This is a genomic window from Kosakonia oryzendophytica (genome assembly GCF_027886705.1).
Classification (GTDB): domain Bacteria; phylum Pseudomonadota; class Gammaproteobacteria; order Enterobacterales; family Enterobacteriaceae; genus Kosakonia; species Kosakonia oryzendophytica.
In genome coordinates, this window is record NZ_CP115659.1 from 4,824,492 (window position 1) to 4,841,162 (window position 16,671).

A 16,671-nucleotide genomic window follows, 5' to 3' on the forward strand; every position below is an offset into this window, starting at 1 on the left:
CAGGATTTTTCTCTTCAACCGAACCGGCTGTTTGTGTGAAGTGATTCACATCCGCCGTGTCGATGGAGGCGCATTATAGGGAGTTCTCAGTCCCCCGCAATAGAAAAATGACATAAAAATGACTGACTGCTGCATTCCACAGCAAAACCCACCTTTATACCCATTTACACACAGAGTTATCCACAATCCGGTAAAAGGACAAAAATTCGCGAGCGTTGCGCAAACGTTTTCGTTACAATGCCCGCGCAAAAATAACGCACCCCTTCTGGGGTGTTAGCTGAGTTTTTGGATCAATAAGGATCCTAAAATTCACCTAACACTCTCTGTTAAAGTCAAATCCAGGGGATTTACCATGCAACAACGTCGTCCAGTCCGCCGCGCTTTGCTCAGTGTTTCTGACAAGGCCGGTATTGTCGAATTCGCACAGGCGCTCTCTCAGCGTGGCGTAGAACTGCTCTCTACGGGCGGCACCGCTCGTCTGCTGGCAGATAACGGTCTGCCAGTGACCGAAGTCTCCGACTACACCGGTTTTCCGGAAATGATGGATGGACGTGTAAAAACCCTGCACCCGAAAGTGCACGGCGGCATCCTTGGCCGTCGAGGCCAGGATGATGCCATCATGGCGCAACATGCGATCGCGCCGATCGATATGGTCGTTGTTAACCTTTATCCGTTCGCCCAGACCGTAGCCCGTGAAGGTTGCTCGCTGGAAGACGCGGTAGAGAATATCGATATCGGAGGCCCGACCATGGTGCGCTCCGCAGCGAAGAACCACAAAGATGTCGCCATTGTTGTCAAGAGCAGCGATTACAACGCCATCATTAATGAGATGGATGCCAATGAAGGATCGCTGACGCTGGACACCCGTTTTGATCTGGCGATCAAAGCCTTTGAACATACTGCCGCTTACGACAGCATGATCGCTAACTACTTCGGTAGTCTGGTACCCGCCTATCACGGTGAGAGCAAAGAGCCTGCTGGTCGCTTCCCGCGCACGTTGAACCTGAACTTCATTAAAAAGCAGGATATGCGTTATGGCGAGAACAGCCACCAGCAAGCCGCCTTCTATATAGAAGAAGAGGTGAAGGAAGCCTCCGTCGCCACCGCGCAACAACTGCAAGGCAAGGCGCTCTCCTATAACAACATTGCCGATACCGACGCCGCGCTGGAGTGTGTAAAAGAGTTCAACGAAGCTGCCTGTGTGATTGTGAAACACGCCAACCCATGTGGCGTCGCCGTTGGCAGTTCGATTCTGGATGCCTACGAGCGCGCATATAAAACCGACCCGACTTCTGCATTCGGCGGCATTATCGCTTTTAACCGCGAGCTGGATGCTCAAACTGCACAGGCGATTATCTCCCGCCAGTTTGTCGAAGTGATCATTGCTCCCTCTGCCACCGAAGAAGCGTTGAACGTCACCGCAGCCAAACAGAACGTGCGTGTTCTGGTGTGCGGCCAATGGGCGCAGCGTGTCGCTGGTCTGGATTTCAAACGCGTCAACGGTGGTCTGCTGGTTCAGGATCGCGATCTGGGTATGGTGACCGAAAATGAGCTGCGCGTGGTCAGCAAACGTCAACCAACAGAACAAGAATTGCGTGATGCATTGTTCTGTTGGAAAGTGGCGAAGTTCGTCAAATCCAACGCCATTGTTTACGCAAAAGAGAACATGACTATCGGTATTGGCGCAGGCCAGATGAGCCGTGTCTACTCTGCGAAGATCGCCGGGATCAAAGCCGGTGACGAAGGGCTGGAAGTGAAAGGCTCCGCCATGGCTTCTGATGCCTTCTTCCCGTTCCGTGATGGTATTGATGCCGCCGCGGCAGTCGGTGTGACCTGTGTTATCCAGCCGGGTGGTTCCATTCGTGATGACGAAGTAATTGCCGCCGCTGATGAACATGGCATTGCAATGATCTTTACCGACATGCGCCACTTCCGCCATTAATCTACGGAGCAAACAATGAAAGTATTAGTGATTGGTAACGGCGGGCGCGAGCACGCTCTAGCCTGGAAAGCAGCACAGTCACCGCTGGTTGAAACCGTGTATGTTGCTCCGGGCAATGCCGGTACCGCGCTTGAACCTGCGCTGCAAAACGTCGCTATCAGCGCCACCGATATCTCCGCGTTGTTAAATTTCGCGCAGAACGAAAAAATTGATTTGACCATCGTTGGCCCGGAAGCCCCGCTGGTGATTGGCGTGGTGGATGCATTCCGCGCTGCAGGCCTGAAGATTTTTGGCCCTACGCAGGGCGCGGCGCAACTGGAAGGCTCCAAGGCGTTCACCAAAGATTTCCTGGCCCGCCACAACATTCCAACAGCGGAGTACCAGAATTTCACCGAAGTTGAACCCGCGCTGGCTTACCTGCGTGAAAAAGGCGCGCCCATCGTGATCAAAGCCGACGGTCTGGCCGCAGGCAAAGGCGTGATCGTTGCCATGACGCTTGAAGAAGCTGAAGCTGCCGTTAACGACATGCTGGCGGGCAATGCTTTTGGCGATGCAGGTCACCGTATCGTTATTGAAGAGTTTCTCGATGGCGAAGAAGCCAGCTTTATCGTCATGGTTGACGGTGAGCATGTCCTGCCGATGGCCACCAGCCAGGATCACAAACGCGTGGGCGATGGCGACACAGGCCCGAACACCGGCGGTATGGGCGCTTACTCGCCTGCCCCGGTAGTTACCGATGAAGTGCATCAGCGCACCATGGAACGCGTCATCTGGCCAACCGTGCGCGGGATGGCGGCGGAAGGCAATACCTACACCGGTTTCCTGTATGCCGGTCTGATGATCGACAAGCTCGGCAATCCCAAAGTGATCGAGTTCAACTGCCGCTTTGGCGACCCGGAAACGCAACCGATCATGCTGCGTATGCAATCCGACCTGGTGGAGCTTTGCCTGGCAGCCTGCGAAGGTAAGCTGGATGAGAAAACGTCTGAATGGGATCCACGGGCCTCACTGGGCGTGGTCATCGCTGCCGGCGGGTATCCGGGCAATTATCGCAATGGGGATGTGATCCACGGTCTGCCGCTGGAAGAAGCTGCGGACGGTAAAGTGTTCCACGCGGGTACCAAACTCGACGCTGATGACCGGGTGCTGACCAATGGCGGGCGCGTATTGTGCGTGACGGCATTGGGTCATACCGTTGCGGAAGCACAGCAGCGCGCTTACGCATTGATGAACGATATTCACTGGGATGGCAGCTTCAGCCGCCGGGATATTGGTTACCGTGCGATAGCACGCGAGCAGGGCAAATAATGATTTCCTCTCTCTCACGGAGAGAGGAAACCGTCCAGTAGGCTTGTAAGGAGCGTAGCCGCCATCCAGCAGTTCAGCGGCTGGCGCTGCGCTTACCCTGACGATGCATCAGAAATGTTTCTCTGTCGGTTGCCAGCGGCAGAAGTCCTCATTCGCCACCAGCAACAGCTGTGCGCCTTCCGGCGCTTCCAACCACGCCACGCTGACCGCTGCTGAGGAGTGGTTCTGACGGCGTTCTATGCGCTCTAACGCATACACATCCAGATCTGGCTTCACCGTCTCACCTTCACAGGTCTGCACCGTGCGATTCGCCTGCCAGCGTCCCTGACGCAGCACCACACGCCCCTGACGCAACGCATCGCTGGTCTGGCGGATTTGCTCTGCTCGATAGCGGTAGAGTGCAATCTGGTCACTGGAGAGTTGCTGCTTCTGACCATCAACTTCCCGCTGCATAAAGCTCAACTCACCACGATCGTCAAACCGGGCGCGAATATGTTCAGGGGGAGTGCCGTAGATATTGAGTTCGACGAGGGTCAACGCGTCGCCTTGCCAGCGATACTCAGCCAACGTTGTGTTCCCGTGATGCCACGGGCTAAAAGCGGAAAGCAGGTGTGTCTCTCCACCGGAATCTTTGCGCCAGATACGCACTGCGCCCTGATCACCGGCAAAACCGCTGGCGGTGAATGGCGGCAGGGAGGAATCATGGCTGCAGGCAGCCAGCAACAGCGCGCCAGCCAGCATCAACGGGCGACGCCAGAATGACAAAAGGGGCGAGACCGCCCCTTCGACAAAACTGTTCACTGCCACGCTGTCTTACTTAACAGAGTCTTTCAGTGCTTTACCAGAAACAAATGCCGGCACGTTAGCTGCGGCGATTTTGATTTCTTTACCGGTCTGCGGGTTGCGGCCAGTACGCTCAGCGCGGTGGTTCACTTTGAAGGTACCGAAACCAACCAGTTGTACAGCATCACCTTCTTTCAGAGACTCAGTAATAGCAGCCAGGGTGGATTCCAGTGCAGCTTTCGCTTGCGCTTTAGACAGATCAGCCTTGTCTGCAATTACATCAATCAGTTGAGTCTTGTTCATAAGTTATCCTTTCAATGTGTTTATCGCTTGCTAAGCATCGAGTGCGACGGAAATGCCTCAAAAGCACTCTCCTGCATACACGCACCGATAGCCACTTATTTTCGCCCCCCAAATGTAGACCAGACGGGGGTGCGAAGGGAAGCCTTATGGCACGACAAAACAGGCGTTAAATCACGTTTTATTGTCTCATTGCTGCAAATTTATACCGATATTGCTGTCACCGGCCTCACGCAAGTCTGCGCGTAGCCCTTTGATCAACTCAATGTCGCGTTCTTCGCAGTCAGCCAGAAGGCGGAAAATCTCCCACTGAATGTCCCATTCCTGCTCTACAGCGGGGTTCAGTCGTAGTTCTTCATCGGTCATTTCACGACCCGCCTGGGTCATTTCCAGCATCGCGACGGTGGTGATAGAGGTCTTGCTGACCTCGATGGCATGTTCGAGCGTTTCGCCGCTCAGGCGTGAGTGAATCAACTCGCTTAACGCCACGCAGGCATCGATCGCCGGGTAGACGCCATAGAGATCGTAATCATCAGCCGCAGGGATCGCCTCTTCCAGCTTCTCAAGCTGGCTGTCGAAATTCACCTTGGCGTCTTTTACCACCTGCGTTTCCCACACGAGGTCAAGAATACGGCGGTAGAGCTGCGCATCGCCAAACTCCGTTTGCTGACAAAACATGGCGTAATTGGGGTACATGCGTTCGCACAGACAGGCCATAAAGACAACGTGCTGCCAGCTTTCCAGCTTTTCCAGACGCAGGTGAATCGGGTTTTGTAACATGATCGCTTCTCAAAGTCGGTATTAGGCGCAGTTTACCTGATATCACGCTGAATTGCCTGCCAACGCGTAAACGCCGGACGACCGGATGCCACTGCATCTGCCCAACGCGTCGGCTCAGGCAGGCGGTAGCCTTTCATACAGCGCTGCACCCACGCCAGAGCACTATCCTGGCTCACCCGGTGCCCGGTCGTGATAAACAACGGATTACAGCGCGCTTTACTGCGCCACACCCATGCCAGCTTCTCACCTTTATCCATCAGCGGCGAGAGCGCACCAGGTTCGTCGGCAAGCGGCTCAAACTTGCCGCACAACCGTTTCTTCGCCACACCAATAGTCGGAACATCGACCAGCAGACCAAAATGGCTGGCAACGCCAAGGCGGCGCGGGTGAGAGATGCCGTGACCATCAACAAAAAGCAGATCCGGCTTTTGCGAAAGCTGTTCCCACGCCGCCAGCAACGCCGGATATTCGCGAAACGAAAGGAAACCTGGAATGTAAGGCATTGTGGTGGGAATACGCGCCACCTGGTACTCGATAAGCGCCAACGACGGGTACGAAAGCAGCACCATGGCCGCTCGCGTCACTTCACCACCCTGCTCGAAACCTACATCCGCACCGCCGATCACCGTCGGCGGATCGTTCACAAGGCGATCCTCATGAATCACCGATGAAGCCAGTTCACGTTGTTGTTCGCGTAGTGACGCGAGATCCATATTCTCTCCTTACTGATGCCAGGAGGCCGACAGACGGTGCACCGCCTCCACAAATGCGCCGGCATGTTCCGGTGGAACATCCTGATGAATGCCGTGCCCAAGGTTAAACACATGACCCTCGCCTTTGCCGAAACCCGCCAGAATGGAAGCCACTTCTTCTTCAATACGCGCAGGCGGTGCATAGAGCATGGACGGATCCATATTCCCTTGCAGGGCGACTTTATGTCCTACACGACGTCGCGCATCGGCGATATCCGTTGTCCAGTCCAGCCCCAACGCATCACAACCGGTCTCGGCCATCGCTTCCAGCCACTGTCCCCCCCCTTTGGTAAACAGCGTGACCGGCACGCGGCGACCTGCATTTTCACGCAACAGGCCATCAACGATTTTATGCATGTAATAAAGCGAGAACTGTTGGTAATCGCGCCCCGTGAGAACACCGCCCCAGGTGTCAAAAATCATCACCGACTGCGCCCCGGCGCGGATCTGCGCATTAAGGTACAGCGTGACGCTTTGCGCCAGCTTATCCAACAGCAGATGCAGCGTCTTCGGTTCGGCGTACATCATTTTTTTGATCACGGTAAAGGCTTTGCTGCTGCCACCTTCCACCATGTAGGTCGCCAGCGTCCAGGGGCTACCCGAGAAGCCAATCAGCGGCACCTCGCCTTTCAGTTCGCGACGGATGGTGCGCACCGCGTTCATCACATAACCCAGTTCGCTTTCCGGGTCCGGCACCGGGAGTTTCTCAACATCCGCTTTTGAGGTGATGGGGGAAGTAAACCGCGGCCCTTCACCCGCTTCGAAATAGAGCCCAAGGCCCATCGCGTCCGGTACGGTGAGAATGTCCGAGAAGAGGATCGCCGCATCAAGCGGATAGCGACGCAGCGGTTGTAGCGTCACTTCACAAGCAAGATCCGCATTTTTACACAGCGACATAAAGTCGCCAGCTTGCGCGCGCGTCGCTTTATATTCCGGTAAATAGCGGCCCGCCTGGCGCATCATCCATACCGGCGTCATGTCTACTGGCTGGCGCTGAAGCGCGCGCAGGTAACGATCGTTTTTCAGTTCGGTCATTGTCAGTTCCTTAAGCGTCAGGTCGCCAGTATATACGCCTTACTCATACTCTGCGCGGCACATCGCCACCGTATCTTCGATCAGACGGCGCGCAACGGTGCCCGGCGGCGGCAACAGGGGTAAATCGTCATAACGATACCAGCCCGCATCCAACAGCTCTTTCGGGTCGATATGAATATCACCGCTGTCATATTCCGCCATAAACGCGGTCATCAGTGATTGAGGAAAAGGCCATGGTTGGGAAGTGACATAACGCAAATTTTTAACTTTAATGCCGCTCTCTTCCATCACTTCGCGGGCCACTGCCTGCTCCAGGGTTTCGCCCACTTCAACAAACCCGGCCAGCACAGTGTAAATCCCGTTACGATGACGCGTATGCTGCGCCAGAAGAATAGCGTCATCACGGCGGATGGCGACGATAATGCAGGGGGCAATTTGCGGATAGTAGCGCTCGCGGCAGTGATCACACAGCATTGCCCACTCGGTTTTGCTCGGATGCATGGTGTGCCCACAGTAACCGCAGAACTGATGTGAGCGGTAAAACTCCGCCAGTTGCACACCGCGCCCGGCCAGTTGGAACAGCCCGACGTCCTGATCAATTACCTGCCGTACGGATCCCATTTCCTGGCGGCGATTCTGGCGGATCATCCATACCGGTTCGCCCTGCCATTCGCCGATGTGAAGCGCGCTCTGCCCCACAAGATCGAAATTTCCTGCCTGCCCATGTGGTAATTCTCCACCGGGCAACCATAATTTTTGTTCATGGCTTACGATCCACCAGCCATGATCCCGTGCGTCAATAATACGTACCATTTGGTGCACTACCTTAGCTTCACTGGCATTTTGTTAACATTATTATTACATTTGGGTGAGCATTTTTTCACTTACATATTGCGGAGCCAATTATGCTAAACCAGTTAGAAAGCCTGACAGAGCGCGTTGGAGGAAGTAACACACTTGTCGACCATTGGCTGCTAGTACGTAAGCAACTTCTCGTTTCTTACTACAATCTGGTTGGCATTAAGCCTGGCAAAGGATCGTTCATGCAGCTTAATGAAAAAGCGCTGGACGATTTCTGTCACAACCTGGTGGAGTACCTCTCCGCAGGTCACTTCAGTATTTATGAACGCGTCATTCGCGAAATGGAAGGGAGCAGTCCACTTTTAATCGCTAACCAGCTCTATCCACTGCTGGAAGCCAACACCATCGAAATCATGAATTATTACGATACCAGCCTGGAAAACGCCATTGACGATGATAACTGTCTGGAATTCCAACAGGCGCTTTCCGACATCGGCGAAGCGCTGGAGGCCCGCTTCAGACTGGAAGACAAACTGATTGTGCTGGCCTTTGATAACAATCTCAAAGAGAGCGCCAATGACGAAACCGGCATGGCGCGCCCTGCTTGAATTCTTAAAAAGTAACGCGTAGTTTAAAAAGCAGTTCCCCGTCTGAGGGCGGGGGTTTTTCTTGTCGGAGTGCCTATCTCTCCACTACAGAATTCGCAATGCCGCGAAGCGGCGCGAAAGATGAAGTGGAAAAGGCTGAGACCGTTAATTCGGGATCCGCGGAACCTGATCGGGTTAAGACCTGCGAAGGGAACAAGAGTAATCCATTCACATCAACCACCCTTACGGGCGGTTTGTTGCCATTACTCCATCCGTCGTCTGACAAGCCATCTCCTTTTAATTCTGGAATGAGCTATGTCTGCAAAACTTACACGCCGTGAACAACGCGCCCAGGCGCAACACTTTATCGACACGCTGGAAGGCACCGCTTTCCCCAATTCACACCGTATTTACGTCACCGGTTCACGACCTGATATCCGTATCCCAATGCGGGAAATCCAGCTCAGCCCAACGCTGACTGGCGGTACAAAAGAGCACCCTCAGTTTGAAGAGAACGAAGCAGTACCGGTTTACGACACCTCCGGCCCGTATGGCGATCCGGCAATCGCCATCGATGTGCAGCAAGGTCTCGCGAAGTTACGCGCCCCCTGGATCGCCGCGCGTGATGACAGTGAAACGCTTGATGAACGCAGTTCAGCTTATACCAATGCACGTCTGGCGGACGAAGGCCTTGATGAGCTGCGCTTCAACGGGCTATTGACCCCGCGCCGCGCCAAAGCTGGTCAACGTGTTACCCAGCTACACTACGCCCGCAAAGGGATCATCACGCCGGAGATGGAGTTTATCGCCATTCGCGAAAATATGGGCCGCGAACGTATTCGTAGCGAAGTGCTGCGCAGACAGCATCCGGGTGAAGCTTTTGGCGCCCGCCTGCCGAAAAATATCACGCCAGAGTTTGTGCGCGATGAAGTCGCCGCTGGCCGCGCGATCATTCCAGCCAACATCAACCACCCGGAGTCGGAACCGATGATCATTGGGCGTAACTTTCTGGTAAAAGTGAACGCCAACATCGGTAACTCAGCCGTGACCTCGTCCATCGAAGAGGAAGTAGAAAAACTGGTGTGGTCAACCCGCTGGGGCGCAGACACGGTGATGGATCTCTCTACCGGGCGCTATATTCACGAAACCCGCGAATGGATCCTGCGTAACAGCCCGGTGCCAATCGGTACGGTACCGATCTACCAGGCGCTGGAGAAGGTGAACGGGATCGCCGAAGATCTAAACTGGCAGGCATTCCGCGATACGCTGCTCGAACAGGCGGAACAAGGGGTGGATTATTTCACTATCCACGCAGGCGTATTGCTGCGTTACGTCCCGATGACCGCGCAGCGCCTGACCGGCATTGTTTCGCGTGGCGGGTCGATTATGGCGAAGTGGTGCCTCTCCCATCATCAAGAAAACTTCCTTTACACTCACTTCCGGGAAATTTGTGAAATCTGCGCCGCATACGATGTTTCGCTGTCTCTCGGCGATGGCCTGCGTCCGGGTTCGATCCAGGATGCCAACGACGAAGCGCAGTTTGCCGAACTGCATACGCTGGGTGAACTGACCAAAATCGCCTGGGAGTATGATGTGCAGGTCATGATTGAAGGTCCGGGGCATGTGCCGATGCAGATGATCCGCCGCAATATGACCGAAGAACTGGAGCATTGTCACGAAGCGCCATTCTACACGCTCGGACCACTGACCACCGATATCGCGCCAGGTTATGACCACTTCACCTCCGGTATTGGCGCGGCAATGATTGGCTGGTTTGGCTGTGCCATGCTCTGTTATGTCACACCCAAAGAACACCTGGGCCTGCCAAACAAAGAGGATGTTAAACAGGGGTTGATCACCTACAAGATCGCCGCCCATGCTGCTGACCTGGCAAAAGGCCACCCTGGCGCGCAGATCCGCGATAACGCCATGTCGAAAGCCCGTTTTGAGTTCCGCTGGGAAGATCAGTTTAATCTTGCGCTGGATCCCTTTACCGCCCGTGCTTACCATGATGAAACCCTACCGCAGGAGTCCGGCAAAATCGCTCACTTCTGCTCAATGTGCGGGCCGAAATTCTGCTCGATGAAAATCTCGCAGGAAGTGCGCGATTACGCGGCGGCGCAGGCCATCGAAGTCGGGATGCATGATAAGTCGAACGACTTCCGCGCCCGCGGCGGGGAAATCTACCTGAAAAAGGAGGAAGCCTGATGTACCAACCCGCCTTTCCTCCGGTACCGTTTCGCCTCGGGCTCTACCCGGTTGTCGACAGCGTTGAGTGGATCGCCCGCTTGCTGGAAGCGGGCGTGCGCACCCTGCAACTGCGTATCAAAGACAAACGCGACCCTGAGGTCGAAGACGATGTCGCTGCCGCCATCGCACTGGGACGCCGTTACAACGCGCGGTTATTTATCAATGACTACTGGCGGCTGGCCATAAAACACCAGGCGTACGGCGTACATCTTGGCCAGGAAGACCTGGAAACCGCCGACCTAAGCGCCATTCGCGCGGCGGGTCTGCGCCTGGGCGTCTCCACGCATGACGATATGGAGATGGATATCGCGCTGGCGGCACGCCCTTCGTATATCGCACTCGGCCATGTTTTCCCGACGCAGACCAAGCAGATGCCCTCCGCGCCACAAGGGCTGGAACAACTGGCGCGCCATGTTGCGCGACTGGGAGATTACCCTACGGTCGCCATTGGCGGGATCAGCCTTTCGCGCGCAGCAGATGTGCTGGCGACAGGCGTCGGCAGCATAGCGGTGGTCAGCGCCATCACCCAGGCCGCAGACTGGCGGCAGGCCACGGAACAGTTGCTGACACTTGCGGGGGTGGGCGATGAATGATCGCGATTTTATGCGCTACAGCCGCCAGATCCTGCTGGAAGATATTGCCATTGTCGGCCAGCAAAAGCTGCTTGCCAGCCGGGTGCTGGTTGTCGGCCTTGGCGGCCTCGGCGCCCCTGCAGCGGTGTACCTTGCCGGTGCAGGTATCGGCACGCTGGTGCTGGCGGATGACGATGCTGTGCATCTGAGCAACCTTCAGCGGCAGATCCTCTTTACCACCGACGATATCAATCAGCCAAAAACCCTGGTTACCGCACAGCGGTTGCAGCAACTCAACCCCGATATTGCGCTGATTCCCCTGCAACAACGCTTACACGGCGAGGCGCTGCACCAGCAAGTTGCTCAGGCAGATGTAGTGCTGGATTGCAGTGACAATATGATCACACGACAGGCCGTTAACGCAGCTTGCGTCGCGCTGGAAACCCCGCTGGTTACTGCCAGCGCTGTCGGTTTTGGCGGCCAGCTCATGGTACTGACACCGCCCTGGCAGCATGGTTGCTATCGCTGCCTGTGGCCGGACGAAAGCGAACCGGAACGCAACTGCCGCACGGCAGGGATTGTGGGTCCGGTTGTGGGGATCATGGGTGCAATGCAGGCACTGGAAACCGTCAAATTGTTGAGCGGCATGCACACCACCAGCGGCGAACTGCGCCTGTTTGATGCCCGAACCAATCTCTGGCGAACCCTGGCACTACATCGCGCCAGCAATTGTCCGGTTTGCGGAGGGCAAGATGCAAATACGCTTCAATGACGAACCGATGCGCTGCACTTCCGGGCTTTCCATTGCCACGCTGCTTAACCAGCTCAACCAGTTAAAACCGGGCGTCGCACTGGCGTTAAACGAACAGATCCTGCCGCGCGAGCAGTGGGAAGACCATCTTGTGCAGGACGGCGATCGGATCCTGCTATTTCAGGTTATTGCAGGGGGTTGAGATGTTACGTATTGCAGATAAAACGTTTTCTTCACGACTGTTTACCGGTACGGGTAAATTCGCCGCGCCACAACTTATGATCGAGGCGATTCGCGCATCCGGCAGCGAACTGGTGACGCTGGCGATGAAACGGGTCGATCTGCGCCAGCACAGCGACGGTATTTTGCAGCCGCTGCGTGAAGCGGGCGTGACGCTATTGCCCAACACCTCGGGGGCAAAAAATGCGGAAGAGGCTATCTTTGCCGCACAACTGGCGCGGGAAGCACTCGGCACCCACTGGTTAAAACTGGAGATTCACCCGGATGCACGCTGGCTGCTGCCCGATCCGATAGAAACCCTGCGCGCCGCAGAGAAACTGGTGCAAATGGGTTTTGTCGTGCTGCCCTATTGCGGTGCCGATCCGGTCCTGTGTAAGCGGCTGGAGGAGGTGGGCTGCGCAGCGGTGATGCCGCTTGGCGCACCGATAGGATCAAACCAGGGGCTGGAAACGCGCGCAATGCTGGAGATTATCATCGAACAGGCCAGCGTACCGGTGGTGGTCGATGCGGGCATCGGCGCGCCCAGCCATGCCGCCCTGGCATTGGAAATGGGGGCCGATGCGGTGCTGGTGAATACCGCCATCGCCGTGGCCGACGACCCGGTCGCCATGGCACGCGCTTTCCGCCTGGCGGTAGAAGCCGGTTCGTTGGCGCGCGATGCCGTACCCGGCGCACGGCAGCGTTACGCGACCGCCACCAGCCCGCTCACCGGTTTCCTGGAGAGTGCCTTATGACCACCTTTACCGAACGTTGGCGACAACTGAATTGGGACGATACTCGTCTGCGGATCCACAGCAAAACTACGGCGGATGTCGAGCGGGCGCTCCACGCACCACATATCACGCGAGAAGATTTGATGGCGCTGCTCTCCCCCGCCGCCAGCGACTTTCTTGAACCGATGGCGCAGCAGGCGCAAAAACTTACCCGCCAGCGTTTTGGCAACACGGTAAGCTTCTATGTGCCGTTATATCTTTCCAATCTCTGCGCAAATGATTGCACCTATTGTGGTTTCTCAATGAGCAATCACCTGAAACGCAAGACGCTGGATGAGAACGAGATTGCCCGCGAGTGCGCCGCGCTACGTGAGCTGGGGTTTGAGCATCTGTTATTGGTCACCGGTGAACATCAGGGAAAAGTGGGGATGGATTATTTTCGCCGCCATTTCCCTTCCATTCGCCGCCAGTTCGCTTCATTACAGATGGAAGTTCAGCCTCTCGCTCAGGAAGAATATGCCGAGCTGAAAACCCTCGGTCTGGATGGCGTCATGGTCTATCAGGAAACCTATCACCAGAGCATGTACGCAAAACATCATCTGCGGGGTAAAAAGCAGGATTTTATCTGGCGGCTGGAAACACCGGATCGACTGGGGCGTGCGGGGATCGATAAAATCGGTCTGGGGGCATTAATTGGTCTGAGCGACAGCTGGCGGGTGGACTGTTATATGGTGGCGGAACACCTGCTGTGGTTACAGCAACACTACTGGCAGAGTCGCTATTCCATTTCATTTCCCCGTTTACGGCCCTGCACTGGCGGTATTGAGCCGGCATCGATCATGGATGAACGCCAACTGGTACAAACCATCTGCGCCTTCCGCCTGCTGGCACCGGATGTCGAACTGTCACTCTCGACCCGCGAATCCCCCCATTTTCGCGATCACGTTATCCCGCTGGCTATCAATAACGTCAGCGCGTTTTCCAAAACTCAACCCGGAGGCTATGCGGATAATCACCCGGAGCTGGAACAATTCTCCCCGCACGATGGTCGGCGACCGCAAGACGTCGCCAGCGCGTTGATGGCGCGCGGGTTGCAACCGGTATGGAAAGATTGGGATAGCTGGTTGGGACGCGCGCCGCAAAAAAACAGCAACACGCTGATAACGGGGTAAAATTTTACGGTACATCGCGTAAAACCCGGATCGGGCAGTCGCGCCAGCGCTCCCGCTCCGGCATTATTCTTGCGTCAGGTTATCAGACTGACCGGAGCGGCTAAATCCCCTCATGGCCGCTCCGCTTTTCATTATTCCTTTTCATCACCGGTAAAACCGGTACGTCGCGAAAGAGCACAATATTTCGTCATGACCGATTTAGCAGGCGTTATAATCACCGCATAATAAATGCCGGTACGGCATGCATGTTCGATGTTGATGTAACCCTCATCTTTCCTCTAACCCCTTATACTTTACCTGCCACCTCAATGATGAATGATCAAGGATATGAAAATTCACAGTCGACAACTCTCGTTCACAACCCCGATTCTGTTGAGCTTCGCCGGGATTTTTGTGAGTTTTATCGTCATCGCTTTTTTGGTGACCTTCAGTCAGCAAAAGGAAATGCTGGAGAGATACCACGATATAAATCGTAACTTTACCCATAACCTGGCATTAAATTACACACAGTCGATCCTTCGCGAGAATGACTACATCCTGAACCGCGCCGCCACCTTCTTCGCCCAGGACGATCAATTGGACACCACGGTAACGGGCGATCGGGAACACGGGCTCAAATTACTGATGCAATTGCTGGCGCTGATGCCATCAGTCTCTTCGATTTCACTGGCTGATTCGCGTGGCGATCACCTCCGTGCTCCGCAGGTGATCGCCAATGCCGAGAGCGACCAGTTTGATGCCAGAACACGTCCGTGGTTTATGCATCAGGCGGAAGCCAGCATGTTTAACCACTACACCAGCGCCTATGAGGATTACTTTACCCACAATCCGACAGTCAGCATTTATAAGCCGGTGATCACGCCGGATGGCAAGCTTAAAGGTACGCTGGCTTTTCACCTCGACGTCGCCTCAATGAGCTTTACGCTGCGTACCACCCAATCGCCGATGCCCGGCGAATTTTTTATTGTTGACCGTGAAGGCAAAGCGATGCTGCATCCGGACAGTGGCGCGCTGTTCAAAACCTTCGTCAGACCGGAATTACTGTCAGCGATGACCAGTGGTGAAGGGATGGTCTACGACGAAAAAACGGCGACATGGTATTACTACTACTCCTTTACCAACCCGGACTGGTTCGCCATTTATAAGGTTTCCACCGCCACGCTTGATAGCCTGACCCGGCACTCCACGCTGATTGTTAGCTGGGGATTTGGCACTGCCGCCGTCCTGATCATCCTGTTTGGTCTGTATTTGCGCCACGCCTCACGTACGGTACTGATGAATATTATTAATTCGATAAACACCGGTGATGTAAAACGGGCACCAAAGCTTGAGGCCATGCTCAGTAAAGCCATCCTCAGCAATAAAGAGCGCGAGCAGTCCTGGGTGCGACAGGCAACCATAGATGCGCTAACTAACTGTAAAAACCGCCGTGCGTTCGATGGTGATATTGCTGCGCTGATGAATGATCACCAGCCATTTTCCCTGGCACTCGTGGATATTGATAATTTCAAATCCATTAACGATATCTGGGGCCATCTAAACGGCGATATCGTGCTGCGTAACGTCGCGCGGGAAGGGATTCAGGTGATGCAACCGCACACCCTTTCGGTTTATCGCTACGGCGGCGAGGAGTTCGCGGTTCTTTTCCCACACACATCACTCACGGATGCGACTGCTTTGCTGGAACAATGGCGCAAAAATGTAGAAGGCCGGAGCTGGCGTGAAGAAGGATTGACCGTCACTTTCAGCGCCGGGATTGGTGAGTGGCATATGGAGCCACTAGAGCAACTTATCGTCAGCGTCGACGAGGCGCTTTATAAAGCGAAACAGCAAGGTAAAAATCGGATCCTGCAAGTAAATAGCGGTTAATGCCACGAATGTCGCCACAGCTGTAACCGGTTTCACGAAAATCAGGGATTCTTTGTGATGCCATACACACAATCATGGTAAAGCGGTTGTTGAACCCGGCGATGCAGGATCATTATCACTTATCCCATCAACACCGAGGCTGACTATGAAAAACATCGTTTTATGTTGTGCTGCGGGTATGTCCACCAGCATGTTGGTGCAACGCATGAAAGACGCAGCGCAGAAAAAAGGCGTCGACGTTTCTATTAAGGCGGTTCCTGTCGCAGAATTTAAGGACGAGATTGCAACGGCAGATATCGTGTTGCTGGGGCCGCAAGTGAAATACGAGCAGGCAAAGCTGCAGGCGCAGGCGGAACCGCTGGGTAAAAAAGTTGCGGTTATCGATATGATGGATTACGGCATGATGAAGGGTGATGTCGTACTGGAAAAAGCCCTTAAATTACTGGAGTAAACGCATGGAAGAGTTAGAAACCATCATTATGGAGTTGCTGGTTAATGCCGGAGCCGCGCGCAGCCAGGCGCTGACGGCTCTGCAACTGGCGCGTAAAGGTGATTTTGACGGCGCGGAACAAGCGATGGAAGAGTCGCGAGAGTATGTGAAGACTGCGCATAAAATACAAACGCAACTGATCGGATTGGATGAGGGCAGCGGCAAACTACCGGTCAACCTGATCACCGTCCATTCGCAGGATCACCTGATGAACGCGATGGTGATTCAGGATCTGGCTGGCGATATGATCGAATTGTTCCGTCGGTTGCCACTGCGCGACTGATCCTCTCTCTTTATGAAAATGCCTGCGCCGCGGGCATTTTTGT

18 protein-coding genes and 1 riboswitch are annotated in these 16,671 nt (G+C 54.9%); of the genes, 12 read left to right on the forward strand and 6 right to left on the reverse strand.

Translation table 11 applies throughout. The features are described 5' to 3' along the window. The first annotated feature begins 352 nt into the window (after window positions 1-352). Together purH and purD are read left to right on the forward strand one after the other, a co-directional pair. Window positions 353-1,942: a bifunctional phosphoribosylaminoimidazolecarboxamide formyltransferase/IMP cyclohydrolase gene (gene purH / locus O9K67_RS23215; protein ID WP_061498959.1), complete on the forward strand. Its 1,590-nt coding sequence runs from the start codon at window positions 353-355 to the stop codon at window positions 1,940-1,942. 15 nt (window positions 1,943-1,957) lie between these two features. Beyond that, the gene (gene purD / locus O9K67_RS23220; protein WP_061498962.1) at window positions 1,958-3,250 is read left to right on the forward strand and encodes a phosphoribosylamine--glycine ligase; all 1,293 of its coding nucleotides are present in this window, start codon (window positions 1,958-1,960) and stop codon (window positions 3,248-3,250) included. Window positions 3,251-3,358: 108 nt separating this feature from the next. On the opposite strand, the gene O9K67_RS23225 is transcribed toward purD, so the two are convergent. The 6 genes from O9K67_RS23225 to nudC form a co-directional block, all read right to left on the reverse strand. Continuing rightward, window positions 3,359-4,051, reverse strand: a complete 693-nt coding sequence (locus tag O9K67_RS23225; RefSeq protein WP_061500248.1) for a DUF1481 domain-containing protein — start codon at window positions 4,049-4,051, stop codon at window positions 3,359-3,361. Between the two features lie 12 nt (window positions 4,052-4,063). Further along, window positions 4,064-4,336 carry a nucleoid-associated protein HU-alpha gene (gene hupA / locus O9K67_RS23230; RefSeq protein ID WP_035890328.1) on the reverse strand — a complete coding sequence of 91 codons (273 nt, stop codon included), beginning with the start codon at window positions 4,334-4,336 and terminating at the stop codon, window positions 4,064-4,066. A 186-nt stretch (window positions 4,337-4,522) separates the two neighbouring features. Next, window positions 4,523-5,113: a YjaG family protein gene (locus O9K67_RS23235; RefSeq protein WP_061498966.1), complete on the reverse strand. Its 591-nt coding sequence runs from the start codon at window positions 5,111-5,113 to the stop codon at window positions 4,523-4,525. 32 nt (window positions 5,114-5,145) lie between these two features. Then, window positions 5,146-5,826: a deoxyribonuclease V gene (gene nfi / locus O9K67_RS23240; protein ID WP_061498971.1), complete on the reverse strand. Its 681-nt coding sequence runs from the start codon at window positions 5,824-5,826 to the stop codon at window positions 5,146-5,148. A 9-nt stretch (window positions 5,827-5,835) separates the two neighbouring features. Continuing rightward, entirely contained in the window at window positions 5,836-6,900 is a 1,065-nt protein-coding gene (gene hemE / locus O9K67_RS23245; RefSeq protein ID WP_061498974.1) for a uroporphyrinogen decarboxylase, read from the reverse strand. A 39-nt stretch (window positions 6,901-6,939) separates the two neighbouring features. Then, window positions 6,940-7,713, reverse strand: coding sequence for an NAD(+) diphosphatase (nudC, locus tag O9K67_RS23250; protein ID WP_061498975.1), 774 nt, complete (start codon window positions 7,711-7,713; stop codon window positions 6,940-6,942). Between the two features lie 92 nt (window positions 7,714-7,805). Here nudC and O9K67_RS23255 point away from each other — a divergent pair, with 92 nt between their 5' ends. From O9K67_RS23255 to O9K67_RS23300, 10 genes are all read left to right on the forward strand, one after another. Continuing rightward, complete coding sequence (locus O9K67_RS23255) at window positions 7,806-8,309, forward strand: Rsd/AlgQ family anti-sigma factor (RefSeq protein WP_061498978.1); 504 nt, start codon at window positions 7,806-7,808, stop codon at window positions 8,307-8,309. Between the two features lie 55 nt (window positions 8,310-8,364). Next, window positions 8,365-8,518: riboswitch (TPP riboswitch) on the forward strand. An 85-nt stretch (window positions 8,519-8,603) separates the two neighbouring features. Next, a complete protein-coding gene (thiC, locus tag O9K67_RS23260; RefSeq protein ID WP_061498981.1) occupies window positions 8,604-10,496 on the forward strand; it encodes a phosphomethylpyrimidine synthase ThiC in 1,893 nt (630 codons plus the stop codon). Further along, on the forward strand, window positions 10,496-11,131 hold the full coding sequence (thiE, locus tag O9K67_RS23265) for a thiamine phosphate synthase (RefSeq protein ID WP_061498984.1): 636 nt from the start codon (window positions 10,496-10,498) through the stop codon (window positions 11,129-11,131). The genes thiC and thiE overlap by 1 nt, the downstream gene beginning before the upstream one ends. Beyond that, on the forward strand, window positions 11,124-11,882 hold the full coding sequence (locus O9K67_RS23270; RefSeq protein WP_061498989.1) for a HesA/MoeB/ThiF family protein: 759 nt from the start codon (window positions 11,124-11,126) through the stop codon (window positions 11,880-11,882). Before thiE ends, O9K67_RS23270 begins: the two co-directional genes overlap by 8 nt. Beyond that, window positions 11,863-12,063 carry a sulfur carrier protein ThiS gene (gene thiS / locus O9K67_RS23275; RefSeq protein ID WP_061498992.1) on the forward strand — a complete coding sequence of 67 codons (201 nt, stop codon included), beginning with the start codon at window positions 11,863-11,865 and terminating at the stop codon, window positions 12,061-12,063. Before O9K67_RS23270 ends, thiS begins: the two co-directional genes overlap by 20 nt. Window position 12,064: 1 nt before the next feature. Continuing rightward, window positions 12,065-12,835 carry a thiazole synthase gene (gene thiG, locus O9K67_RS23280; RefSeq protein ID WP_061498994.1) on the forward strand — a complete coding sequence of 257 codons (771 nt, stop codon included), beginning with the start codon at window positions 12,065-12,067 and terminating at the stop codon, window positions 12,833-12,835. Continuing rightward, window positions 12,832-13,986 (forward strand): 2-iminoacetate synthase ThiH, encoded by a 1,155-nt coding sequence (thiH, locus tag O9K67_RS23285; RefSeq protein WP_061498996.1) that lies wholly within the window; start codon window positions 12,832-12,834, stop codon window positions 13,984-13,986. The genes thiG and thiH overlap by 4 nt, the downstream gene beginning before the upstream one ends. Window positions 13,987-14,313: 327 nt before the next feature. Next, a complete protein-coding gene (locus O9K67_RS23290; protein WP_061499000.1) occupies window positions 14,314-15,855 on the forward strand; it encodes a sensor domain-containing diguanylate cyclase in 1,542 nt (513 codons plus the stop codon). 145 nt (window positions 15,856-16,000) lie between these two features. Next, window positions 16,001-16,306 (forward strand): PTS sugar transporter subunit IIB, encoded by a 306-nt coding sequence (locus O9K67_RS23295; RefSeq protein ID WP_061499003.1) that lies wholly within the window; start codon window positions 16,001-16,003, stop codon window positions 16,304-16,306. A 4-nt stretch (window positions 16,307-16,310) separates the two neighbouring features. Beyond that, complete coding sequence (locus O9K67_RS23300) at window positions 16,311-16,628, forward strand: PTS lactose/cellobiose transporter subunit IIA (protein ID WP_061499006.1); 318 nt, start codon at window positions 16,311-16,313, stop codon at window positions 16,626-16,628. Window positions 16,629-16,671 lie beyond the last annotated feature (43 nt).